General features: G+C 63.0%; 25 protein-coding genes and 1 tRNA gene. 8 read left to right on the top strand and 18 right to left on the bottom strand.

Features of this window, described 5'->3' with window-relative positions; genetic code table 11:
* Positions 1-7 precede the first annotated feature (7 nt).
* Positions 8-949, top strand: a complete 942-nt coding sequence (locus tag AC1DYM_RS09645) for an MASE1 domain-containing protein (RefSeq protein ID WP_477337743.1) — start codon at positions 8-10, stop codon at positions 947-949.
* 42 nt (positions 950-991) lie between these two features.
* Here the strand turns inward: AC1DYM_RS09645 and AC1DYM_RS09640 are convergent, their stop codons facing one another.
* From AC1DYM_RS09640 to rplM, 7 genes are all read right to left on the bottom strand, one after another.
* Positions 992-1,441 carry a hypothetical protein gene (locus tag AC1DYM_RS09640; RefSeq protein ID WP_477337742.1) on the bottom strand — a complete coding sequence of 150 codons (450 nt, stop codon included), beginning with the start codon at positions 1,439-1,441 and terminating at the stop codon, positions 992-994.
* 125 nt (positions 1,442-1,566) lie between these two features.
* The gene (locus AC1DYM_RS09635; protein WP_477337741.1) at positions 1,567-1,878 is read right to left on the bottom strand and encodes a hypothetical protein; all 312 of its coding nucleotides are present in this window, start codon (positions 1,876-1,878) and stop codon (positions 1,567-1,569) included.
* Between the two features lie 212 nt (positions 1,879-2,090).
* Positions 2,091-2,588, bottom strand: a complete 498-nt coding sequence (locus AC1DYM_RS09630; RefSeq protein ID WP_477337740.1) for a hypothetical protein — start codon at positions 2,586-2,588, stop codon at positions 2,091-2,093.
* 2 nt (positions 2,589-2,590) lie between these two features.
* Complete coding sequence (locus AC1DYM_RS09625) at positions 2,591-3,040, bottom strand: Panacea domain-containing protein (RefSeq protein ID WP_477337739.1); 450 nt, start codon at positions 3,038-3,040, stop codon at positions 2,591-2,593.
* Positions 3,041-3,519: 479 nt separating this feature from the next.
* A tRNA-Gln gene (locus tag AC1DYM_RS09620) sits at positions 3,520-3,593 on the bottom strand.
* Positions 3,594-3,651: 58 nt separating this feature from the next.
* On the bottom strand, positions 3,652-4,044 hold the full coding sequence (rpsI, locus tag AC1DYM_RS09615; RefSeq protein ID WP_036138010.1) for a 30S ribosomal protein S9: 393 nt from the start codon (positions 4,042-4,044) through the stop codon (positions 3,652-3,654).
* A gap of 9 nt (positions 4,045-4,053) precedes the next feature.
* Positions 4,054-4,482 (bottom strand): 50S ribosomal protein L13, encoded by a 429-nt coding sequence (gene rplM / locus AC1DYM_RS09610; protein WP_046966859.1) that lies wholly within the window; start codon positions 4,480-4,482, stop codon positions 4,054-4,056.
* Positions 4,483-4,746: 264 nt separating this feature from the next.
* Between rplM and coq7 the strand changes: the two genes are divergently transcribed.
* Positions 4,747-5,388: a 2-polyprenyl-3-methyl-6-methoxy-1,4-benzoquinone monooxygenase gene (gene coq7 / locus AC1DYM_RS09605; RefSeq protein ID WP_046966860.1), complete on the top strand. Its 642-nt coding sequence runs from the start codon at positions 4,747-4,749 to the stop codon at positions 5,386-5,388.
* Here coq7 and AC1DYM_RS09600 read toward each other — a convergent pair whose 3' ends face one another.
* The gene (locus tag AC1DYM_RS09600; RefSeq protein WP_477337738.1) at positions 5,389-6,249 is read right to left on the bottom strand and encodes an aldo/keto reductase family oxidoreductase; all 861 of its coding nucleotides are present in this window, start codon (positions 6,247-6,249) and stop codon (positions 5,389-5,391) included.
* A 131-nt stretch (positions 6,250-6,380) separates the two neighbouring features.
* Here AC1DYM_RS09600 and AC1DYM_RS09595 point away from each other — a divergent pair, with 131 nt between their 5' ends.
* Positions 6,381-7,265 carry a LysR family transcriptional regulator gene (locus tag AC1DYM_RS09595; protein ID WP_477337787.1) on the top strand — a complete coding sequence of 295 codons (885 nt, stop codon included), beginning with the start codon at positions 6,381-6,383 and terminating at the stop codon, positions 7,263-7,265.
* 28 nt (positions 7,266-7,293) lie between these two features.
* On the opposite strand, the gene speD is transcribed toward AC1DYM_RS09595, so the two are convergent.
* Positions 7,294-8,079, bottom strand: a complete 786-nt coding sequence (gene speD, locus AC1DYM_RS09590; RefSeq protein ID WP_036109987.1) for an adenosylmethionine decarboxylase — start codon at positions 8,077-8,079, stop codon at positions 7,294-7,296.
* A 338-nt stretch (positions 8,080-8,417) separates the two neighbouring features.
* Between speD and crp the strand changes: the two genes are divergently transcribed.
* Positions 8,418-9,113, top strand: coding sequence for a cAMP-activated global transcriptional regulator CRP (crp, locus tag AC1DYM_RS09585; protein WP_046966863.1), 696 nt, complete (start codon positions 8,418-8,420; stop codon positions 9,111-9,113).
* A gap of 5 nt (positions 9,114-9,118) precedes the next feature.
* Here crp and AC1DYM_RS09580 read toward each other — a convergent pair whose 3' ends face one another.
* The 6 genes from AC1DYM_RS09580 to AC1DYM_RS09555 form a co-directional block, all read right to left on the bottom strand.
* Positions 9,119-10,069, bottom strand: a complete 951-nt coding sequence (locus AC1DYM_RS09580) for a bifunctional helix-turn-helix transcriptional regulator/GNAT family N-acetyltransferase (protein ID WP_477337737.1) — start codon at positions 10,067-10,069, stop codon at positions 9,119-9,121.
* A gap of 74 nt (positions 10,070-10,143) precedes the next feature.
* On the bottom strand, positions 10,144-10,851 hold the full coding sequence (locus AC1DYM_RS09575; protein ID WP_477337736.1) for a haloacid dehalogenase-like hydrolase: 708 nt from the start codon (positions 10,849-10,851) through the stop codon (positions 10,144-10,146).
* Between the two features lie 7 nt (positions 10,852-10,858).
* Positions 10,859-11,707, bottom strand: a complete 849-nt coding sequence (trpC, locus tag AC1DYM_RS09570) for an indole-3-glycerol phosphate synthase TrpC (protein ID WP_477337735.1) — start codon at positions 11,705-11,707, stop codon at positions 10,859-10,861.
* Positions 11,708-11,754: 47 nt separating this feature from the next.
* Positions 11,755-12,786 (bottom strand): anthranilate phosphoribosyltransferase, encoded by a 1,032-nt coding sequence (gene trpD, locus AC1DYM_RS09565; protein WP_477337734.1) that lies wholly within the window; start codon positions 12,784-12,786, stop codon positions 11,755-11,757.
* Between the two features lie 16 nt (positions 12,787-12,802).
* Entirely contained in the window at positions 12,803-13,399 is a 597-nt protein-coding gene (locus tag AC1DYM_RS09560; protein ID WP_046966868.1) for an anthranilate synthase component II, read from the bottom strand.
* A 230-nt stretch (positions 13,400-13,629) separates the two neighbouring features.
* Positions 13,630-14,484, bottom strand: a complete 855-nt coding sequence (locus AC1DYM_RS09555; protein WP_477337733.1) for a hypothetical protein — start codon at positions 14,482-14,484, stop codon at positions 13,630-13,632.
* Between the two features lie 829 nt (positions 14,485-15,313).
* Between AC1DYM_RS09555 and AC1DYM_RS09550 the strand changes: the two genes are divergently transcribed.
* Positions 15,314-16,039: a hypothetical protein gene (locus AC1DYM_RS09550; RefSeq protein WP_477337732.1), complete on the top strand. Its 726-nt coding sequence runs from the start codon at positions 15,314-15,316 to the stop codon at positions 16,037-16,039.
* A gap of 19 nt (positions 16,040-16,058) precedes the next feature.
* On the opposite strand, the gene AC1DYM_RS09545 is transcribed toward AC1DYM_RS09550, so the two are convergent.
* Together AC1DYM_RS09545 and AC1DYM_RS09540 are read right to left on the bottom strand one after the other, a co-directional pair.
* A complete protein-coding gene (locus AC1DYM_RS09545) occupies positions 16,059-16,610 on the bottom strand; it encodes an isochorismatase family protein (RefSeq protein ID WP_477337731.1) in 552 nt (183 codons plus the stop codon).
* A gap of 57 nt (positions 16,611-16,667) precedes the next feature.
* A complete protein-coding gene (locus AC1DYM_RS09540) occupies positions 16,668-17,108 on the bottom strand; it encodes a MarR family winged helix-turn-helix transcriptional regulator (protein WP_477337730.1) in 441 nt (146 codons plus the stop codon).
* Positions 17,109-17,247: 139 nt separating this feature from the next.
* Here AC1DYM_RS09540 and AC1DYM_RS09535 point away from each other — a divergent pair, with 139 nt between their 5' ends.
* From AC1DYM_RS09535 to AC1DYM_RS09525, 3 genes are all read left to right on the top strand, one after another.
* On the top strand, positions 17,248-17,919 hold the full coding sequence (locus AC1DYM_RS09535; protein WP_477337729.1) for a hypothetical protein: 672 nt from the start codon (positions 17,248-17,250) through the stop codon (positions 17,917-17,919).
* Between the two features lie 163 nt (positions 17,920-18,082).
* Positions 18,083-18,469, top strand: a complete 387-nt coding sequence (locus AC1DYM_RS09530; protein ID WP_477337728.1) for a VOC family protein — start codon at positions 18,083-18,085, stop codon at positions 18,467-18,469.
* 14 nt (positions 18,470-18,483) lie between these two features.
* Positions 18,484-19,437, top strand: coding sequence for a D-2-hydroxyacid dehydrogenase family protein (locus AC1DYM_RS09525; RefSeq protein ID WP_477337727.1), 954 nt, complete (start codon positions 18,484-18,486; stop codon positions 19,435-19,437).
* Here the strand turns inward: AC1DYM_RS09525 and AC1DYM_RS09520 are convergent.
* A complete protein-coding gene (locus AC1DYM_RS09520) occupies positions 19,427-20,269 on the bottom strand; it encodes a DUF2884 family protein (protein ID WP_477337726.1) in 843 nt (280 codons plus the stop codon). The genes AC1DYM_RS09525 and AC1DYM_RS09520 overlap by 11 nt on opposite strands.
* Positions 20,270-20,306 lie beyond the last annotated feature (37 nt).

The following is a 20,306-nucleotide window of genomic DNA, read 5'->3' as shown; positions in this document are numbered from 1 at the left end:
GGCGACCATGGGCTCAATCAGCAAGGATCCGGCAGTCTGGGGACGGCATCTCGCCGTCGCCGGGGCTTATGCCGCTTGCTACGAGCTCACCCGCAATGTGTCGTTCTCGCACTGGATGCTCCCCGCCGGCCTGCGCATGGCCTGCCTGTTCCTGGTGCCGCGACGTTATTGGCTCGCCCTGGCCTTGGGCGAAACACTCCCCATCGCTGAAATGGCCGCGCTCCATGCGTCGGCTTTTGGCATGCTCTGGGCGGTCATCGTTTCGTTCCCGCCCATTGCGCTGATGATGCCGGCGATCGGCTGGCTGCGTCGCCACTTCAGCCTGTTCCGCGAGGACGGCCAGATCCACATGGGCATGATCATGGTCGCGACCCTGGTCTGCGCGGTGATCAACGCCGGAGCGAACAGCGCCGCACTCGCCAATGTCTCCATGGGCGACGGGTCCGATGCACYGGGGGTCACGATTCCCCTGTTCCTGGCGTGGTTCCTGGGTGCCTACCTGGGTGCGCTGACACTGACACCGATGATCCTCGCCCTGCGTGAGCGGCTCGCGCTGCAGCCGGGCGGCGTGGTGACGCCGAAAGCGATATGGCACAGCACCCTGACGCGCGATGCCTTATTCATCGCACTGCCTTCGCTCGCCCTGTTGATGCTTGCCGCCTCCCAGCTGGACGGCATGGCGCTGCAAGGTGTGAGGATGGCCATGGCCATTCCGGTCATCTTGCTCACGCTCCGCCACGGCTGGCACGGCACCGCCATCGGCGGCATGCTGGCGAGCATCGCCATGGCATCCACCTCGTTCGAACTCCGCGACCCGGCCATGATCCAGGCGCAGGTCGTCCTTGCCTTCGTCATCTCGACCTCCCTGTTGTTCGGGGTCAGGGTCGCCCGCCGCCTCGCGGCGAGCCACCCGCTGGTCGTCCACGCCAGCTCGCGGCATCACGGTTGAGCCGTTGAGGGCGCCAGGCTCGTGCCCGGCGCCCGATGACGCTCAGGGGCCGTGGGAGCTGCATTCCGCCGGGTTCTTGCAGTCGCCCGGTGCGAGCATGAGCTGCATGGTGCCATTGGGCTGCGGTGCCGAGAACACCTGGATCGAGCTGTCCCTGTAGACCGTCTCGCCCGTGGTCACCGCGGGAGCCGGCAGAGGCTCGTCCGGCGTAGCCAACCGACTCGCATCCGAACCGATAGGCAGACCCACCGCCTTGTACGCGGTTACCGCGAATGCACCACGCACGGCACCGCTGGCGTCGTTGACCTGGATGTAGCGCGTACCGCCGCGGGTGAACACGTAGACGTGATAGTTCGCGCTGGAACTGACGTCGCCGACGGCGCTGGTCGACGGCTGTCCCAGGCTGGAAAGAGCACTCTGTGCATGGACGGCCGTGACGCCGAACGGCAGCACGAGGAGGGCGGAAAGCAGAAACTGTGTCGTAGTGCGCATGTCGAAGTCCCATGAGAGGTTGACGGCCCACGCGGGAATCGCGTAGGACCGACGCCACTTTCTCTCATAGGCGGCACGACCGCGACCACTCTGCCGAATCCGCTCATTCCTGCGGATGATGGGCATCAGACGATATGGCTGTCGACGTACAGGTCCATGACCATCCAGGCGCCAAGGGCCGTCGCCCACGTCACCAACAGGCCCCATCCCCTGCCGTGGATCACCCTGCGGACCGCACCGACGATCAGGATCAGGTTGATGATCGTGCACGCCGCCTCGAAGGGAAATGCGGTCAGGGTCCAGCTTATGAAGCTCGGCCCGTCATCGGAATAAAACACGTGGCCTGGCATGTCGTCCCAGAGCTTGGTGACGAAGTGCAGGTAGAAGCCAAGACCGACGGTATTGGCGAGCAGGCAGAACCAGACTGCTTTCGACATCCTCATCGCGTTGCTCCCTTGGGCATCCCCGCATCATGGGGATGAGAGAGGGCAAGCTCGGGAAAGCGATGTGGCACGTATCGGGCGCGATCCTGGGGTTGCCTGGCCCCAAGACGCAGTGTGTCGGCTGTACTTCAGACCGTGCGCATCAGCCGGGCCCGCATGCTGCTGGAAACGGCGTGATTGAAGACCATCGATCGGCATGAGGTCTTCTAGACTTTGGGCCGCACCCGCTTCAGCGTACCCGGTCGCCACCTTCCGTGTTTCGGGTAAAGGTAGTTGAGTGCAATGAGGAACAGACCAAGGACATTAACCGAGGTAGTCGTCAGCAGGGTAATGAGGACCTTGTCGCTAAGGTTGAATCCCCAAGCCTTAAGGCCCTGATAGAACAAGATGACGATCACCGCCAGAATCCAGCCGCAGGCAATGTTCCGCAGTGCCGGCGTCATGTATTCCCGCTGACGATGCTTCTGCTCTTCTTCTTTTCGGTATGCGTCCAGATAGGTCTCTGCCTCCGTTGTATCGGAGACGACTGTATCGGCGGGAACGTCTTCGACCGCCTTCGTCTTTGCGCTGAGCGAGGCCTGTAGCAGGCTGGACCAAAATGCGAGACCTTCGTCCGCCCCGGGCTCGGACGATCCCGTTACCGACTTTTCCCCCAGCGTTGTCTCGTCGCCGACGTTCGGATTCCCATCCGTGGATGACGCCATGACTAAGACGCTACGGCGGTGGGCTGGGCCGACTGTGCGGCACCGGACTGTGCCACCCAACTCCTAAAGTAGGGCTGCGTGGCGGTGTCCGGGATTTGGGCACCGAAAACACTGCTACTGTGCTTGCGGGCCTGATCCCAAGGGCTTCCAGGCAGATGCGACAGGCGTGACAACTCAATAGCTGTCTGCGAACCATACGTTTCAAAGACGGCGTTTAGGAACCCCATCACCTGATTATCAGGAACGGGCACCGGCGTCTGTTCGAACGTATCAAAGTCCAGCTGCGTGGCCGGCTGATTGATCGGCCCCGACCCACAGTATTTGAACTGGTGGTAGACCTCCGGATACACCGGACCATACTGCCAGGCCTCAGGCGTGTCCTCGATCAGTGGCTGCCCAGTGTGGGCCAACCAAAAACCGTGCGCAAAATACAGAAGCTTCTGAAGCTTCATGTTGGAAATGTTCTGGCCACGGTTCTGCGCGACTAGAAGCAAGCCGTTCGCTATGGATTTCGCAGAATACGCCACGGGAAAGCCTCCAGCGTGCGCTCCCAGATCGGGGACCGACGGGCAAGAGCGCAACAATGCGATGCAAGTGTCTCACAAACAGGGATCGTAACCGCCCCTCACTCAGCCGAAGCAGCAGCCCAACTCTCTGTCTGGTCTAGCTAAAGTCAGGACTACGATAAGTCAAGAGGGATATTTTTGCAGCCCGAGTCGACCACTTGGCGCCGTAGGGCTCTTCGGTGACATGTGTAGGATTAGCGAGACACTGGCTGATCCACGATGAGACAGAAGCCGGCCGGACGGGCGACGGCTGAGACAATTGGCTTCAAGGCTTTTAGTCTCTCAGTGAACGACCCAGGCATTGGCATACCTTGCCAAACTCCAAAAAGACAAAAGCCCCCGATTTCTCGGAGGCTTTTGTGGTTTGGCTGGGAGACTAGGATTCGAACCTAGATAGACAGCGTCAGAGGCTGTTGTCCTACCGTTAGACGATCTCCCAATAAACCGGGGCTCGACGCGCTCTGACCTTGGAGCGTCGAACTTTGAAGCGCTGGTGATTAGCGCTTCGAGAACTGCGTTGCGCGGCGGGCCTTATGCAGACCGACCTTCTTACGCTCGACTTCGCGAGCGTCGCGGGTCATGAAACCAGCCTTACGCAGCGGCGACTTCAGCGCTTCGTCGTATTCGACGAGGGCGCGGGAGATGCCGAGGCGAATGGCGCCGGCCTGACCCGTGATGCCGCCACCGGCGACGGTGACCATGATATCAAACTTGTCGACGTTTTCCGTCAGTTCGAGCGGCTGGCGCACGATCATGCGCGAGGTCTCGCGACCGAAGAACTGGTCGAGCGGCTTGCCGTTGACGACGATGCCACCGGTGCCCTTGCGGAGGAACACGCGGGCGGCGGAGGTCTTGCGGCGGCCGGTACCGTAATTCTGCTGGGTAGCCATGTGAGTTCCTTAGATTTCCAACGCCTGGGGCATCTGCGCGGTGTGCGGGTGCTCGGCACCGCCGTACACCTTGAGCTTGCGGTACATGGCACGACCCAGCGGGTTCTTCGGCAGCATACCCTTGACGGCGATCTCGATCACGCGCTCCGGGTGGGTAGCCAGCAGATCCTTGAGACTCGTGGTCTTCAGGTTGCCGACGTAGCCGGTGAAGCGGTGGTACATCTTGTCGTCCAGCTTGGCACCGGTCACGGCCACCTTCTCGGCGTTGATCACGACGATGTAGTCGCCGGTATCGACGTGGGGCGTGAACTCGGGCTTGTGCTTGCCGCGGAGGCGACGCGCGACCTCGGTCGAAAGACGACCCAGGGTCTTGTTCGTGGCATCAACCACGAACCAATCGCGCTTGACGCTTTCCGGCTTGGCGGTGAACGTTTTCATTTCAAATACCTGGTTTGCCGCCATTGAGACGGAACACGGAATCGGTGAAAGCAAAGGCGCGAGAGAATAGCGGACTTTTCCCTCATCGCGCAAGCCCACCGTGCAGGTGAGCTTCGGGCCGACAATCATAATGGATCATGGGGCCCGTTCACAAGCGTCCCCGGTTCCGGAGCGGCTACCGCGACAAGCGGCCGCAGCGTCTTCATCTGGATTCGGGAGGCGCCCATTATAACCTCTGCTGTATTCGTACGTAAGGAGTCTTCCATGACCATTCGCACCCTGAGCCCCTTCGACCGCCTCCTGAGCGGCCTGGAGCGCGCCATGGAAGCCGTGGCAGGCTCACCCGAGCCCGCCCGCCGCTCGCCCGGCGACGCCGTTCCCGATGCACCCCTTGACGACGCCGAGCGGCGTCACGCCGCAGGATTGATGCGGATCAATCATGTCGGCGAGGTCTGCGCGCAGGCCCTCTACGTCGGTCAGGCCGCTCTCGCCCGCACGGCGGAAACCCGCGAACACCTGATGCACGCCGCCCAGGAGGAAACTGATCACCTGGCCTGGTGCGCCGAACGCCTCAAGCAGCTCGACAGCCGCCCCAGCCTGCTCAATCCACTGTGGTACGCCGGCAGCTATGCCATTGGCGTCGCAGCGGCGGCCGTGGGTGACCCGATCAGCCTCGGCTTCGTCGTCGAGACCGAACGCCAGGTGGAAGCCCACCTGGCCGAACACCTCGAGCGACTACCCGCGCAGGACGATCGCAGCCGCGCCATCCTGCGCCAGATGCAGGCGGACGAGATCCGACATGCCGACGCGGCACAGGCACGCGGCGGCATCGACCTGCCATGGCCCCTGCCCGGCTTGATGCATGCCGCATCGACGGTCATGAAAGCGGTGGCTTACCGCATTTAGTCAGATGCCATCCAGCTCGGCGATCACCTCGGCCGACAGCGTCAGGGAGGCCGCGGCCAGATTCTCGCGAAGATGCGCGACGGATGACGTGCCCGGAATGAGCAGGATGTTCGGCGAACGATGCAGCAGCCACGCCAGCGCGACCTGCATCGGCGTGGCCTCGAGACGCTTTGCCACCTCGGACAATGTCGAGGACTGCAACGGCGTGAAACCGCCCAGCGGGAAGAACGGTACGTACGCCGTACCCTCGCGGGCCAGGTCGTCGATCAAGGCATCGTCCTCGCGATGGGCGAGGTTGTACTGATTCTGCACGCCGACGATGGCGGTGAGTTTCCGGCCCTCGGCAATCTGCGTCGCGGTCACGTTGCTCAAGCCGATGTGGCGAATCAGCCCTTGCTGTTGCAGCTCGGCCAGGGTCGAGAGCGGCGCCTCGATCGAGCCTTCCGCGGGGCCGTGTACATCGAACATGGCGCGAAGATTCACCACGTCGAGCACGTCCTTGCCCAGGTTGCGAAGGTTGTCGTGGACGGCCCGGGTGAGCTCGTCGGCTGAAAACGCCGGATGCCATTCGCCCTTCTGTCCACGCACGGCGCCGACCTTGGTGACGATGACGAGGTCGTCGCGGTAGGGATGCAGCGCTTCGCGAATCAGCTGGTTGGTGATGTGCGGACCATAGAAGTCGCTGGTGTCGATGTGATCGACGCCGCTTTCCACGGCCTCGCGCAAGACGGCCAGCGCCGCGGCGCGATCATCTGGCGGACCGAAGACGCCTTTGCCGGCGAGCTGCATGGCGCCGTAGCCAAGCCGCTTAACCGAGCGATCGCCGAGGGTGAACGTGCCGGCTGCATTGATCTGGGACATGGTGGGTCTCCGTGGGTAGACATGCATCCTAGGCGCTAGGGGTTCGCGCGATAACCGTGCACAATCAGCACAAGTCGTGCGCCTTTCCGCACAATCGAGCTCTTGAGGACCCCATGGTCGACCTTGCAGACCTGAGCGCTTTCGTCGCCGTAGCGCGTGCCCATGGCTTCCGTGAGGCGGCGCGCCTCAACGGCGGCAGTGCCTCGGCGCTGAGCGAAGCCGTGCGCCGGCTCGAAACCCAGCTCGGGGTGAGGCTGCTCAACCGGACCACGCGAAGCGTCGCGCCGACCGAGGTCGGCGAAGGCCTGCTCCTTCGACTCGGCCCCGCGCTGACCGAGGTCGATGCCGCCATCGATGTGGTCAACGGGTTCCGCGACAGGCCGGCGGGCACGTTGCGCCTCAACGTTCCGGTCAGTGCCGCCAGGCTCGTGCTGCCGGCCATCGTGCCCCCGTTCCTGGCGGCCTACCCGGACATTCGCCTCGACGTAACGACGGAAGAGAGCTTCGTCGATGTCCTCGCTGCCGGATGCGATGCTGGCATCCGCTACGACGAACGGCTGGAACAGGACATGATCGCCGTGCCCATCGGGCCGCGTGTCCAGCGCTTCGCCGCAGCGGCCTCACCGGCCTACCTCGCGCGCCATGGRCGCCCCGACCATCCGCGCGACCTTCTCCACCACGCCTGCCTGCGAGGCCGCTTTCCGAGCGGCAGCATGCCGGCGTGGGAGTTCGAGCGAGAGGGCGAGGAAGTCGTCGTCGATCCCGCCGGTCCGATGATCGCGCGCATCGGCGGCGGCACCGATCTGCTGATGGATGTCGCCCTGGCCGGTACGGGCATCGTCTACCTGTTCGAGGACTGGATCCGCCCCTACTTCGACCGTGGCGCGCTCGAGCCCGTGCTCGAACCGTGGTGGCCGAGCTTTCCCGGCCCCTTCCTCTACTACCCGGGTCGCCGACTCGTACCCGCACCACTGCGTGCCTTCATCGACTTCATCAAGACGAACGCGCCGGCATAAAAAAACCCCGCTTTCGCGGGGTTCTTCGTCACATCAGGTTGCGGCCGTGGAAGAGTTCCTCGATCTCCCGACGGAGCAGCGACTCGATGCGCTGGCGCTCCTTGAACGAGAGATCGTCGGCCTGGGCCTCGAACAGATAGGTGTCGAGGTCGAAGTCCTTGATGTGCATCTTCGTGTGGAAGATGTTTTCCTGGTAGACGTTCACGTCGAACATCTCGTACTTCTGACGGATGTGCTTGGCAAGGTAGTCCTGCACCGAATTGATCTTGTGATCGATGAAGTGCTTCTTGCCCTTCACGTCGCGCGTGAAGCCACGCACGCGGTAATCGGCGATGACGATGTCCGACTCGAAGCTGTCGATCAGGTAGTTCAGGGCCTTCAGCGGCGAAATGACGCCACAGGTGGCCACATCGATGTCGGCACGGAACGTGGCGATACCGTTGTGCGGATGCGTTTCCGGGTACGTATGGACGGTGATGTGGCTCTTGTCCATGTGCGCCACGACGGCGCCCGAGATCGTGTCACGGCCCAGCTTCTCGACCACCGGTTCCTCGGAAATGAGGATGGTGACGGACGCGCCCTGCGGATCGTAATCCTGGCGCGCGATGTTCAGGATGTTCGCACCGATGATCTCGGCCACGTCCGTCAGGATCTGGGTCAGGCGGTCGGCGTCATATTGCTCATCGATGTATTCGATGTAGTTCTGGCGCTGCTGCTCCGAGACGGCATAGCAGATGTCATAGATGTTGAAGCTCAGCGCCTTGGTGAGGTTGTTGAAACCTTGCAGGCGAAGGCGGGGAAGCGGTTTGACCACAGCGACTCTCCGAGGCCGAGGGATAGACGGCCAGCAGTAGACGCGGGTTAGCAGCTAGGGTCCCCGCAAAGAGATAAGGAGAACAGGCAAACCCGGAGTCTGCCTTCCCCTTGTGTACGGCGTAAGACAGGGGGTCTGGCGCCGAGGGGGTGAAATTATGAGGCAAGATGGCGAAAATTTGAACACACCGGTCACCTTTCACGTGGAAGTGTGGATTTTGACGACCGGATGTCTGCAATAATCCGCCCGAGACATGGCGAGTCAACGACACCTGACGGAATTCCGTCGGCCAGTCGTTGAAGGGGACGCCGTGCCAGTAAGACTCAACGGAATCTGCTGTGGCTCAACTTAAATATCTGTTGCAACAGGCATTCGAACGCTCCCAGGCACCGCTGGGCTTCGCGCCCGATCCGGCGTCGATGGGCCGTTTCCTGGACGCCTGCCACCGCCGCCGCTACCCGGGGAAAACGGCGATCATCCGACCGGGTGATCCAGCCAACACGCTCTATTACGTGGTCGAGGGCTCGCTCGCCGTCTGCACCGAGGACGAGGAAGGCCGCGAACTGATCCTGGCCTACATCAACCGCGGCCAGTTCATCGGCGAGATGGGCCTGTTCGTCGAACAGGCGCAACGCGAGTCGCTCGTACGGACGCGGACGCCGGTCGAAATGGCCGAGATCAGCTACGAACGCCTGTTCCAGTTGCTCGAAGGGCCGCTGTCCGCCGAGTGCCCCAAGCTGCTCTTCGCGATCGGCTCCCAGTTGACCCAGCGCCTGCTGCGCACCTCCCGCCAGGTCAGTCGCATGGCCTTCATGGATGTGACCAACCGTGTCTCGCGCACCCTGCTGGACTTGTGCCAGGAGCCGGACGCGATGACCCACCCGGACGGCACGCAGATCCGTATTTCCCGGCAGGAAGTCAGCCGGATCGTCGGCTGCTCCCGGGAGATGGTCGGCCGCGTGCTCAAGCAGCTCGAGGAAGAGCGAATGATCGACGTGGCCGGCAAGACCATCGTCGTGCGCGGTACCCGCTAAGCCCCTCAGGGGCCCTGGTAGATCATGTAGACATCCGCCCGCTCGTAATGCGAGCCCGGGCGGATGGTCGGCTGGCGCACGAAGCCGGCCCGCTCGTACATGCCCATCGCCCGGGCCAGCTTGCTGTTCGATTCCAGGAACAGCTGCGAGCCGCCTCGGCTCCGGTACTCGCCAATGGCGGCATCGAGCAACTTGCGGCCCGCGCCCAGCCCACGGTAGTTCTCGTCCACGCCCATCTTGGACAACTCGTAGACGCCCTCCCCTTCACTGAGCAGGGCACAGGTCCCGACCACCTCGCCGGCATAGAGCGCGAAGAAGATCGCTCCACCACGGGCGATGATCAGGCCCTCCGGGTCGGCAAACAGGCTCCGATCCACGTCCTCGACACGGAAATACCGCTCGAGCCAGGCCTGGTTGAGCCGCCGAAAATGCTCGCGCAAGGCCGTTTCGAACGGCACCACCTCGACCTGCTCGCGCGACAGCGCGGATCGCTGGGCGAGGATCGCGTCGACCAGGGGACGTTCGCCAAGCGCCTGCTCGCAACCGTCGATGGCATCGAGGAGGGCAAGCCCACGGGGACCCATCGACTCCGCCATGCCTCGCCGGATCGCCAGCCAGACCGGCCCGAGCGCACCGAGCGCCCGTTCGCCGGCGTCGGTCAGCGCGAGCACGCTGCGGCGACCGTCCTGCGGATCGCGTTGACGCACCACCATGCCCGCCTCGACCAGCCGGTCGGCCAGCTGGCTTACAGCAGAGTGGGTCTGCCCGATGGCGGTCGCCATGTCGGTGACCGTGGTCGGGCCGACGTCACGAAGAAAGCGCAGCACCGGAAACCAGCGCGACTCGATGTCCGCTCCGCACGCCCGGTAGACCTCGTCGACGGCCTGGTAGAAGTGGTCGCTCAGCGCCTTGAGGCGACTGCCGAGGGCGAGCTCGCGCAGGGAAGACAGGTACATCGCTAATCCGGGGGACGGGGACGGATAGCGAGGCTAGCGGCGGCGGGCTGGCCCACGCAAGCGGCGAGGCGCGATCAGTACCAGTAGAGGACCTCGAGCTTGTCGCCGAGGACGCGCGCCGCCTTCTTCGCGACCTTCGGGCTGGGATTGACCAGCTTCGCCGCTTCGGCGGCCCGCAGCATGGGCAGATCCGACAGGGAATCGCTATAGGCGATGACCCAGGGCCTGGGTATTCCCGCGCGGTCGAGCGTCGTGACCTTCACTCCATCCACGTTGTGCCGGGTGAAATGCACGCCGAACAGCCCGCCACGGGTCTGCGAGGCGATCAGTTCGTAACCGGTGAGGCTCACCTCGTCCAGGATTGCCTCGACCATGGTGAGGTCGTTACCGCTGATGATGATGACCCGGTCGCCAGCGTCCACGTGACGGCGCAGCGTGGCGACGGCATCGCGCAGGAACACCCCGGGACGCCGCGCATACGTGCGTGCGTAGGCGGCCACCTGGCGGCGATAAGTCGCTTCGCGACGACCGAAGGTCACCACGCGGAGAAACACGCGCCCGAGCAGTCGGTTGCCGGCAACCGTGCCGATAAGCAGCGGAATGAACGGCAACAACGGTAGCGCAAGCAGCATGCGCCAGCGACCGGCGCCCGAAAGGCGCTCGCGGAAAAACAGTTCGAGCGTCTGGTGACGGACGATGACGCCGTCGAAGTCGAACAAGACGACGCGTCGTGCGTCAGCGGCGGTGTCGTCGACAACCGCCGCGTCTATCCCCTGATTCATTCGGCTTCTAGTGTTTGTGCGAAGGGCTGTGCGGGGGCGCGCCGAAGAGCTTTTGCAGTTCGGCGCCGGGGTCGGCGGCACGCATGAAGGCTTCACCGACGAGAAACGTATGAATACCCGCGCTGCGCAGCTTGCGTACGTCTTCCAGCGTATGGATGCCGGACTCGGCAACGATGGCGGTATCCGCACCCACCCGGTCTTTCAGCGTCAGCGAGGTCCCCAGCGAGGTCTCGAAGGTGCGCAGATTGCGATTGTTCACGCCGATGAGCGGTACCGGAAGGTCCAGCGCGACCTCGAGCTCATCTTCGTTGTGCACCTCGACCAGGACGTCGAGATCGAGCTCGGCAGCCAGCATCGACAGCTCGAGCAGGGCGGCATCGTCATAGATGACGTCGTCGCCCTCCTTGCTGGCAAAGGCAGACACGATCAGCAGGATGCAGTCGGCGCCAATGACACGGGATTCGTACACCTGGTATTCGTGGGCAATGAAGTCCTTACGCAGAATGGGCAAGGAGCAGGCCTCGCGTGCTTCGCGCAGATAGTCCTCATGCCCCTGGAAGAAATCGGCATCGGTCAGCACGGATAGGCAGGTCGCACCACCCTTTTCATAACTGCGTGCAATGTCTGCGGGATTGAAGTCCGCGCGGATCAAGCCCTTGCTCGGACTGGCTTTCTTAATCTCGGCGATAACCGCCGGATGGCCGTCGTGCAGCTTCGCGTCGATAGCGGCGACAAAGCCACGCGTGTCTTCCAGATCCCCCACACGGGCCATGAGGTCGCCAAGCGACCGCTTACGCATGCGCTCGGCGACCTCTTCCTTCTTTCGGTCGAGAATGCGATGGAGAATGTCGGGCATCGAAGCGCTTCCTTGGGTAAGGTCGGGGCTGGGGATGCCCGACGATATCAGGCGCCGAGCCGCTGCGTAGCGGCCACGAACGTTTCCATTTTTACACGAGCGGCGCCACTTGCGATGGTTGCCCGTGCCAGATCGATGCCTTCCTGGATCGAGGAAGCCACATCGGCAGTGTAAAGGGCCGCGCCGGCATTCAGGCAGACGATGTCGTGCGGCACGCCCTGAACGCCGGAAATCGCGTCCAGCAGCATGGCTTTCGACTCGCCCGCATCTTCCACGCGGAGGTTGCGGCTGGAGGCCATGGACAGGCCGAAATCCTCCGGCTCCACTTCGTACTCGCGCACCACGCCGTCGCGCAGCTCACCCACCAGGGTGGCGGCGCCGAGGGAGATCTCGTCCATGCCGTCCCGCCCCCAGACCACCAGGGCGTTCTTGGCGCCCAGGGCCTGCAGTGCACGCACCTGGATGCCGACGAGGTCCGGATGAAACACGCCCATGAGAATGTTGGGCGCGCCTGCCGGATTGGTCAGCGGCCCAAGGATGTTGAAAAGGGTTCGTACGCCCATTTCCTTGCGCACCGGCGCGACCACCTTCATCGCCGGATGGTGGTTCGGCGCGAACATGAAGCCGATATCGGTCTCGTCCATGCACACCGCCACCTGGGCCGGCAGCAGGTCGATGCGCGCGCCCAGTGCCTCGAGCACGTCCGCACTGCCCGATTTGGACGACACGCTGCGACCGCCGTGCTTGGCGACGCGAGCGCCTGCCGCTGCCGCGACGAACATCGATGCCGTGGAAATATTGAACGACGACGCGCCGTCACCGCCGGTGCCGACGATGTCGATGAAATGAGCATGTGGGCCGACGTCGACCTTCGCGGACAGATCGCGCATGACACGCGCCGCGCCGGTGATCTCGCCGACGGTTTCCTTCTTCACCCGCAGGCCGGTGAGGATCGCCGCCGTCATCAGCGGGCTCACGTCGCCACGCATGATCTGGTGCATCAGCTCGATCATCTCGTCGTGGAAGATCTCGCGGTGCTCGATCGTGCGCTGCAGCGCTTCGGAGGGAGTCATCGGCATGGAACGGGATCCTTTCTTACGCGGCGAGCGGCAACGGCATGCCGAGGAAGTTACGCAGCAGGTCGTGGCCGTGCTGGGTGAGGATCGACTCCGGGTGGAACTGCACGCCTTCGATATCGAGCGTGCGATGGCGCAGCCCCATGATCTCGTCGAGCGAACCGTCTTCGCGCTCCGTCCAGGCGGTGACTTCGAGGCAATCCGGCACGGAGTCCTTCTCCACCACCAGCGAGTGGTAGCGCGTGGCCTCGAACGGATTCGGCAGGCCGGCAAAGACGCCCTGGCCGCGATGCTTCACCGGCGAGGTCTTGCCGTGCATGATCTCGCGCGCCCGGATCACCTTGCCGCCAAACACCTGGCCAATGGCCTGATGCCCGAGACAGACGCCAAAGATGGGCAACTCGCCGGCCATCTCGCGAAGGATGTCGATCGACACACCCGAATCGTCCGGCGTGCCCGGCCCCGGCGAGATCATGATGCGGGACGGCGCCATGGCGCGGATGTCCGCGACGGTGAGGGCGTCGTTGCGCACCACCTTGACCTCCTGACCCAACTCGCCGAGGTACTGGACGAGGTTGAAGGTGAAGCTGTCGTAGTTGTCGATCATCAGAAGCATATCTGGCCTAAATCATTGATTTAGCTAGTAACAACTGTATCGACGGACGGACACCACTAGGTTCGGTGCGTCGATGTAGGCCGATAATTGTACGGCACATCGATCCCGACAACGGACCAGTCAAGCCGACAATGGCGACGCCTTGGGGCCATGAGGACTTAACCGATAGTAGGCGAGTCGCCCGTCCGCAGCACCCTGGACCTGCAGACCGGCTTCCTAACGCTTGATGCCTATTCGATGAGGCCCGTGGCTTTCAATAATTTGGCTAGGCCCGATGTACCAATGGTTCCATCCAGGCCTTCCTGGGTTCCAGCCAACTTCCTGTCGCGAAAGACGTGAAACGTGGGCCCCGCGCTAAAGTCCACGTCGGTCCAAAGCGCATTGTCAAAGGCAATCATCGCTTTGAATCGAGGGAACTTCTTATTCCATTCATTCAGGGCTTGTTGATTCAACTCCAGATCGCTGAACACCCAAAGGACGCGATCGCTACCCATAAAAGTTGCCAGTTCTTCGCTCTTCAAGATTTCGCGGGCAGAATCCTCTGCGAAGTGGCAACCGATGACCACCACGACGTAGGCTCCGTCGTCAGGCAGATCGATATTCGAGAGAACGAGCCGCCCCTCCCCATCAGCGGTGAATGCCGAGGGTCTCAAGCGATCAATCTTTGCTGGTGGATTGAACCTGCGATAGTCGCGGAGTGAGAGGCCAGCAAAATCATTCTTCAGTTTCTCGGCTGCTTTAAAGTCTCTCGCCACTACTAAGCCGTCGTGATAGGAGTCCACTTCTTCAGGCTCCTGAGCCCCCCTTCGATGTAGCTCGCTGAGGACAGCTTCCATCCCATTCCGATAAATCAATCGACTTGCGTAGTCGTTGGTCCTGGCATAGAAGTACGCCGTCTCAACCGCACGGTAGAGATCATGAAGGGCGTCATCGGGCTGAGCCGCCCTATCAGCGAGTTCGGGCTGAAGCTTCTGGCTGAATAAGGACCGTATCGACGATGCTTTCTCCGAGCTTCCTGAGTCGCTTGCGGTAATCTTTGACACGTCCGACCAAAAGCCTGGCTTATCTTCCAGCGCACTCGCCATACCCGACGTCGTAGAAACTGAGAACGAAATTGACGCGATGATTGAAAGGCGCTTTCGATGGCACATCGTCGCGACCTCACACTCAGTGACAAAGATACGAACAACGATAACCCGGAGAATTAATGCATCGGGGGCCAGCACCCCCTGGGAATACGATGCAGGACTTACCCCAACGCGGGGGCGGGCGCTTCATGAAGCTTCGGCCGCTGGCCGCTCCAACCGACCGTTTCGACCTTCCGGAGACCACGTCGTCCTGAAGACCAAACAGGCCGAGAATTTCTTGCGCATCGGCGGATGGCAGGCCAGCGAGATCGACGTTCGAATAAGAACCAACACCCCTGCTTGTGAACACTAGCGAGTTTACGAACGCCTTCGTCTTCGCCGGGCCAAGCTTGTGCAACGGCGATGCAGGTGATGTCTTCAAGTAGGCATCAAGCTGGTGACGATTACGAAGCGGGGATTGCAAACGTTCTGAGATTGCCCGTGACTGAGCTTGATCGGCCTGGTGCGCAAGTGAATCAGACGGCGATGCAAATGCAGCAATAAGTGCGATAACTGCGAGAGAGTATTTCATGGCGTACTTCCATTTGGTTTAGAGGATCGCCCGCAAGTGCCCGGTCACGATCACGACTTATGTAGTTCGTGCGCATCCGACCCGCTGTTCGCTTTCAATTCTTGCGAGACGGTAAGTATTGGCCTCATGGATACGCTCTTCTGTCAGTCGCGCCCTCTATCCACGTCATCAGCTTGCTGGATAAGCGTGGTCCCCACCTTCTAGCCGCCTGTCGAACTCACGCTAGCTTCGCGCTGGCCATTTCAGGCTTCCCTCATGCGAAACCTCGACTTCAGCTCCTGGCAAGGCCTGCTCTCCACCCTCTTCGGACTGGCGGTCATCACGCTCATCGGCGTGGGCATACGGCTGCTCGCCATGCAGACGATCCAGCAACGACGGGAGCGGGAGAATCGCCAGATCAACGAGCGTCTTCGTACGCTGATCGCGGCCTATAAGACGCTGGGAGGTTCGTTCACCGGCAATCTCGCCGTCGACCCCACGCACCTGCGTGACCTTAAGCGCCTGGATGCCGCACAGACGGCCATCGACGCCGCTGCGGCGCAAGGCAACGAGCGCGCACGTCGCGTGCGCGATGCCGTGGAAGCCGCTCTCTCGGACATCATCCTGCTCGGCACCGAGCAGCAAGTGGAACTGGCGGCGCGTGCCGCGACCGAACTGGCCGAAGGTCGGACCACGCATACCGCCGAGCTCGTGGTCTCGCTGCGCGACTTCATCCGCAAGGTGCTCGACCTGGATGCCATTCCGTCGAGCGTGGTGATTCCCAAGCAGGGCCCGACACGCCCGTCGAGCGGATCAGGCGGTAAATCGCGGGCCGAAGGCGGCAAAGGCGATGGCCGCGAGGGTGCCGGAGGCAAGGGCGGTGGCGGCGGGATGGGCGGTGGCGGTATGGGCGGCGGCATGGGTGCCGGCATGGCCGGTGGTGCCGCCGCGGGTGCGGGCGCCGGCCTTGCGGCCGACGACGAGCACGATCATCAGGTTTAGCGTGAGGGGAGGCTGATCCTCAGCCGATCGTCTTGAGCAGTTCCGCGGTCGTCGTCGTTTCAGCGATCCGCGGGAAGATCGTGTTGACGCTGTTCTCATGCGCGCTGGCGACCAGATCGGTCATCGCGTCGGGTACGACCACCACGTTGTAGCCGTGTTCGCTGGCGAAACGCGCGGTGGACTCGACGCCGATGCTGGTGGCGACACCGACGATGACCACCTGCTCCACGCCCTTGCCAAGCAACCAGCTGTCGAGGTCGGTGCCATGGAACGCGCCCCAGCGCTTCTTCTCGACGATGTGATCGGACGGTGCGCGCTCGATCTCCGGAACGAATTCGATGAACGACGGATCCGACGGAAACGGACGCGCGCCCGCGTCGGTACGACCCGGCGCGCCGCCGGTGACATGCACCAGCACGACCGGGCGACCCGACGCGCGAAACGCACGCGCGAGCGAAGCAGAGCGCGCGACGATGTCCGCGGTGTCGTGCACCGTGGGAAGCGCGACGATGCCCTTTTGAAGGTCGACAACGATCAACGCTGCATTGGCATCGAGTTGACTGAGCGGCATGGTGAGTTCCTTAGGGAGGTGGGAGTAAGATGGATGTCACGCAGGATCCCGCGTGCTCTAATCGGCGAGCCGGCGAATCACGGCCGCGGCGATGAGCAAGTCGCGCTGCTCGTCCGGCGTCAGGTTGGCCACCGCGCCAGCCAGCCACGACTGTTTCGCGGCGCGAACGCGACGGCGGGCCTCGGTGCCGGCGCTGGTCAAAGCAAAAAGAAACTGGCGGCCATCCGTGGGATGCGGCGTCCGTTCGACCAGCCCCTCGTCTTCCATGACCGAGAGCGTCACGCCCATCGACTGCGGCTTTACCGACTCCGCGCGCGCCATGTCGGCGATGGACGTGGGGCCGGTCTCCTCGAGGCGCGCAAGCACGGCCAGCTGCGACCAGCTGAGTTCCTGGTTATTGGTTTCTGCGCGAAGCCGACGCACGAGCTGCCCACAGGCAGTCAGCAGATCGGCGGCGGCGACATCGACGCCCGGAAACACGGAAGCTTGCTTGGCCATAGGCTTACGGTAGGGTCGCGAAAAGCAACTTACAAGGCAAACTTGCAAGTTTGACTTCGAAAGTTCCTGCGGACTTGTTTGCTCGCGGGTGCGGTGGTGTCATGCACGGATGCGCACGGCACATCAGGGAGATTCGTCCATGCCTCTTCTTCGGATACTCATCCTCTCGTCGATTCTCGGCGTTGTGACCCTACCCGCGTCGGGACAACAGGCTACGGCGCCCTCCGGTGTCGAGCTCCCCCGAGTCACCGTCACCGCGGATGCCTACACCGAGAGTCACGGCGGCTACCTCGTGTCGGGCGACTTCAGGACCGATCCGCGCATGCCCGGCGTGGTCTTTCCAGCGACCGCGCTGGTCGCGGGCGACGTGCTCAGCATCGAACCGCAGTACCTCAACGGCAACGATTACGTCGTGCTGCAGGAATGCGCCTCGGATGACTGCAGCACCTCGCGCATCGTTCGCGTCTGGTCGTCCGTTGAGGGCCACCCCATCGGCGGCGGCAACGACCGCCGCATCCAGATTCCCCACGAGAACAAATACTGGATCTGGGCCAAGCGCCTGCCGGAAATCAGCCATCCTGACTGCGACACCTGCGCTACCCACTTCACCAGCTTCGTGCGACTCGGGCCTCCGATGACCATCACGCCCAATGGCGAGGAAGTGCGCTACCACCGCAGTGAACTGGAGGCGGCCGCCAATGCCGATCCCCTGCCTGTCACCAAGCAGGAGCACGAGGGCTCGACCTTCGTGATCACGTTCGCCGGGGGCTCCACAGTCCGGATCCGGCGGATGCACGCCGCCGCACCCTGAGGATTGTTTCGATCCTTGCAAGAATGCCTTGAGAAGACGCTTCAAGCTCAACCCGCGACGCGAGCGGAGCGCAGATCGGTGTCGTGACGCTCTGACGCGGAACGATTCCCTTGCCTACGTCGCGTCGAGCGCGGATGCTTGGGAATCGACTCCGGAGATTCCCATGCCTTCCCTCGGTGCCATCGCCTTCCTCGTCCACGATTACGACGAGGCCATCGCCTTCTTCACGGGCGCCCTCGATTTCCAGCTGATCGAAGACACCGACATGGGTGACGGCAAGCGCTGGGTGACCGTCGCGCCTCGTGGTTCGGACGGCACGCGCCTGCTCCTGGCACGCGCGGTCACCGACGAGCAACGCGCGCAAGTGGGCCGCCAGGGCGGCGGTCGCGTCTTCCTGTTTCTGAATACCGATGATTTTGCCGGTGACTATGCGCGCATGCGCGAACACGGCGTCCGTTTCCGCGAAGAACCGCGACACGAATCCTATGGCAGCGTCGTCGTTTTCGACGATCTTTACGGGAACGGCTGGGACCTCATCCAGCCGACCTGACCCAGGAACTTGCAATGACTGAACAAATGATTCGACTGGCCGTGCTGGACGATTACCAACACGTGGCGATGCAGAGTGCGGACTGGTCGCCGCTGGCGGGCCGGGCAGAGATCGTCGTCTTCCACGACCACCTCGCCGGGCACGACGAACTCGTGCAGAGGCTGGCGACGTTCGATGCCGTCTGCGTCATGCGCGAACGCACGCCGATGACCGCGACCCTGATCGCCGCCCTGCCCAGGCTCAGGTTGATTGCCTCCACAGGTCGGGGCAACGCGTCGATCGATCTCGATGCCGCCGCGAAGCACGGAGTCGAGGTCATGCATACGAACTATTCGTCGACGCCGACGATCGAGTTCACGTGGGCGGCGATCCTCGCCCTGGCACGGAATATCGCCGTCGAAGCGGCATCGGTACGCGCCGGGCATTGGCAGGTCGGCCTCGGCACCGAGCTGCGTGAGAAGACACTCGGGATTCTCGGTCTCGGCCGCATCGGTACCGAGGTCGCACGAATCGCCCAGGCGTTCGGCATGCAGGTGATCGCGTGGAGCCAGAACCTGACCGACGAAGCGGCCCATGCCGTCGGCGTCCGCCGGGTATCGAAGGACGCGCTGCTCGCGCAATCGGACTTCCTCAGCATCCATACCCGGCTGAGCGATCGCACACTCGGCCTGATCGGTGCGGCTGAGTTGGCCAAGATGAAGCGGACGGCACGACTGATCAACAGCTCGCGCGGCCCCATCGTCGATGAGCAGGCACTGATCGACGCCTTGTCACACGGCCGGCTGGCAGGTGCGGCCTTGGATGTCTTCGAGGTCGAGCCGCTCGCCGCGGACCACCCCTTCCGTACGCTACCCAACGTGCTGGCGACGCCGCACATCGGTTACGTCACCGAGGAGATGTACCGGACGTTCTACGGCGACAGCGTCAGCAACGTCGTCGCCTGGCTCGACCGCGGCGTCAGAAGCTGACCACCTTTTCGTCGCTATCGCCGTGATGATCGCTGTCGTGATCGTGATGTTCGCTTTTCGGCTTGATCGTCATAAGCTCCAGCGGCTTGCCGTTACCCAGGCGCACGGTCCAGCCCTGCTGGAGCCCGGCGAGGTCGTTGAGCTGCGGGCAGATGGCATCGGCCTTCGCTTCGAGCGCCTTGGAACGCTTGTTCATCTCGCGATCCATCGACTTATCCAGCGACTCGGCCCGCGCCTGTAGCGCGGCGACCTTGCTCGCGTCGCCCGAGAGGGCGGCAGTCACCGCGCTCGAGGTGACCGAGCCGACCAGCTCGCCGACCGAATCGGAGACCGACCCGGCGACCGTCTCGGTCATGCGGTCGCTCGACCAGTGACCCGCGCCGACGCCCTCGTCGATCTCGCGCAAGGCGTCGACCTGCTTTCGCTTGAGCTTTTCCAGCATCCTTGCCCGCTGATCGCCGTCGGCGAACGACAGCGTGACCGTCGTCATCGCCGAGAAGCCCAGTTCCACGCCCTCGCGTGCGATCGCCGCGACCTGTGGCATCAGAGCACGAACACCCGCTTCATAACGCCGCAAGGCCTCGGCATCCTTCGCCGCCACAGCGACAGCCTTGCCATCGACGCGAAGCGCGCCGTCGTGAAGGAATACCTGGGCAGGCACCCCGTCGGTGCGATGAAAGGAAAGACCCGCCGGCGTCACATCGACATCGTAAGGCGTCGAGTAGTCGTGCTTACAGGTGTCCGTGCTGAAGTTGATCCCCGTGGCCTGCGCCGCCGAGGCAGCAAGCACGAAGGCGATGGCGGCGGTGCCGGCAATGACCGAGTGACGCATGACCTTTCTCCCCAGGAACGGATGTTCACCGGGTACG

Source organism: Luteibacter sp. P1_D3, assembly GCF_056406135.1.
This window is presented reverse-complemented; position numbering and strand designations above follow the sequence as displayed.

What these genes read in the sequence shown, in the direction of transcription:
- AC1DYM_RS09640 (WP_477337742.1), bottom strand. Translation starts at nt 1,441, where the DNA reads ATGCGCACTACGACACAGTTTCTGCTTTCCGCCCTCCTCGTGCTGCCG.
- AC1DYM_RS09635 (WP_477337741.1), bottom strand. Translation starts at nt 1,878, where the DNA reads ATGTCGAAAGCAGTCTGGTTCTGCCTGCTCGCCAATACCGTCGGTCTT.
- AC1DYM_RS09630 (WP_477337740.1), bottom strand. Translation starts at nt 2,588, where the DNA reads ATGGCGTCATCCACGGATGGGAATCCGAACGTCGGCGACGAGACAACG.
- AC1DYM_RS09625 (WP_477337739.1), bottom strand. Translation starts at nt 3,040, where the DNA reads ATGAAGCTTCAGAAGCTTCTGTATTTTGCGCACGGTTTTTGGTTGGCC.
- rpsI (WP_036138010.1), bottom strand. Translation starts at nt 4,044, where the DNA reads ATGGCTACCCAGCAGAATTACGGTACCGGCCGCCGCAAGACCTCCGCC.
- rplM (WP_046966859.1), bottom strand. Translation starts at nt 4,482, where the DNA reads ATGAAAACGTTCACCGCCAAGCCGGAAAGCGTCAAGCGCGATTGGTTC.
- coq7 (WP_046966860.1), top strand. Translation starts at nt 4,747, where the DNA reads ATGACCATTCGCACCCTGAGCCCCTTCGACCGCCTCCTGAGCGGCCTG.
- AC1DYM_RS09600 (WP_477337738.1), bottom strand. Translation starts at nt 6,249, where the DNA reads ATGTCCCAGATCAATGCAGCCGGCACGTTCACCCTCGGCGATCGCTCG.
- AC1DYM_RS09580 (WP_477337737.1), bottom strand. Translation starts at nt 10,069, where the DNA reads ATGTACCTGTCTTCCCTGCGCGAGCTCGCCCTCGGCAGTCGCCTCAAG.
- AC1DYM_RS09575 (WP_477337736.1), bottom strand. Translation starts at nt 10,851, where the DNA reads ATGAATCAGGGGATAGACGCGGCGGTTGTCGACGACACCGCCGCTGAC.
- trpC (WP_477337735.1), bottom strand. Translation starts at nt 11,707, where the DNA reads ATGCCCGACATTCTCCATCGCATTCTCGACCGAAAGAAGGAAGAGGTC.
- trpD (WP_477337734.1), bottom strand. Translation starts at nt 12,786, where the DNA reads ATGCCGATGACTCCCTCCGAAGCGCTGCAGCGCACGATCGAGCACCGC.
- AC1DYM_RS09560 (WP_046966868.1), bottom strand. Translation starts at nt 13,399, where the DNA reads ATGCTTCTGATGATCGACAACTACGACAGCTTCACCTTCAACCTCGTC.
- AC1DYM_RS09555 (WP_477337733.1), bottom strand. Translation starts at nt 14,484, where the DNA reads ATGGCGAGTGCGCTGGAAGATAAGCCAGGCTTTTGGTCGGACGTGTCA.
- AC1DYM_RS09550 (WP_477337732.1), top strand. Translation starts at nt 15,314, where the DNA reads ATGCGAAACCTCGACTTCAGCTCCTGGCAAGGCCTGCTCTCCACCCTC.
- AC1DYM_RS09545 (WP_477337731.1), bottom strand. Translation starts at nt 16,610, where the DNA reads ATGCCGCTCAGTCAACTCGATGCCAATGCAGCGTTGATCGTTGTCGAC.
- AC1DYM_RS09540 (WP_477337730.1), bottom strand. Translation starts at nt 17,108, where the DNA reads ATGGCCAAGCAAGCTTCCGTGTTTCCGGGCGTCGATGTCGCCGCCGCC.
- AC1DYM_RS09535 (WP_477337729.1), top strand. Translation starts at nt 17,248, where the DNA reads ATGCCTCTTCTTCGGATACTCATCCTCTCGTCGATTCTCGGCGTTGTG.
- AC1DYM_RS09530 (WP_477337728.1), top strand. Translation starts at nt 18,083, where the DNA reads ATGCCTTCCCTCGGTGCCATCGCCTTCCTCGTCCACGATTACGACGAG.
- AC1DYM_RS09525 (WP_477337727.1), top strand. Translation starts at nt 18,484, where the DNA reads ATGACTGAACAAATGATTCGACTGGCCGTGCTGGACGATTACCAACAC.
- AC1DYM_RS09520 (WP_477337726.1), bottom strand. Translation starts at nt 20,269, where the DNA reads ATGCGTCACTCGGTCATTGCCGGCACCGCCGCCATCGCCTTCGTGCTT.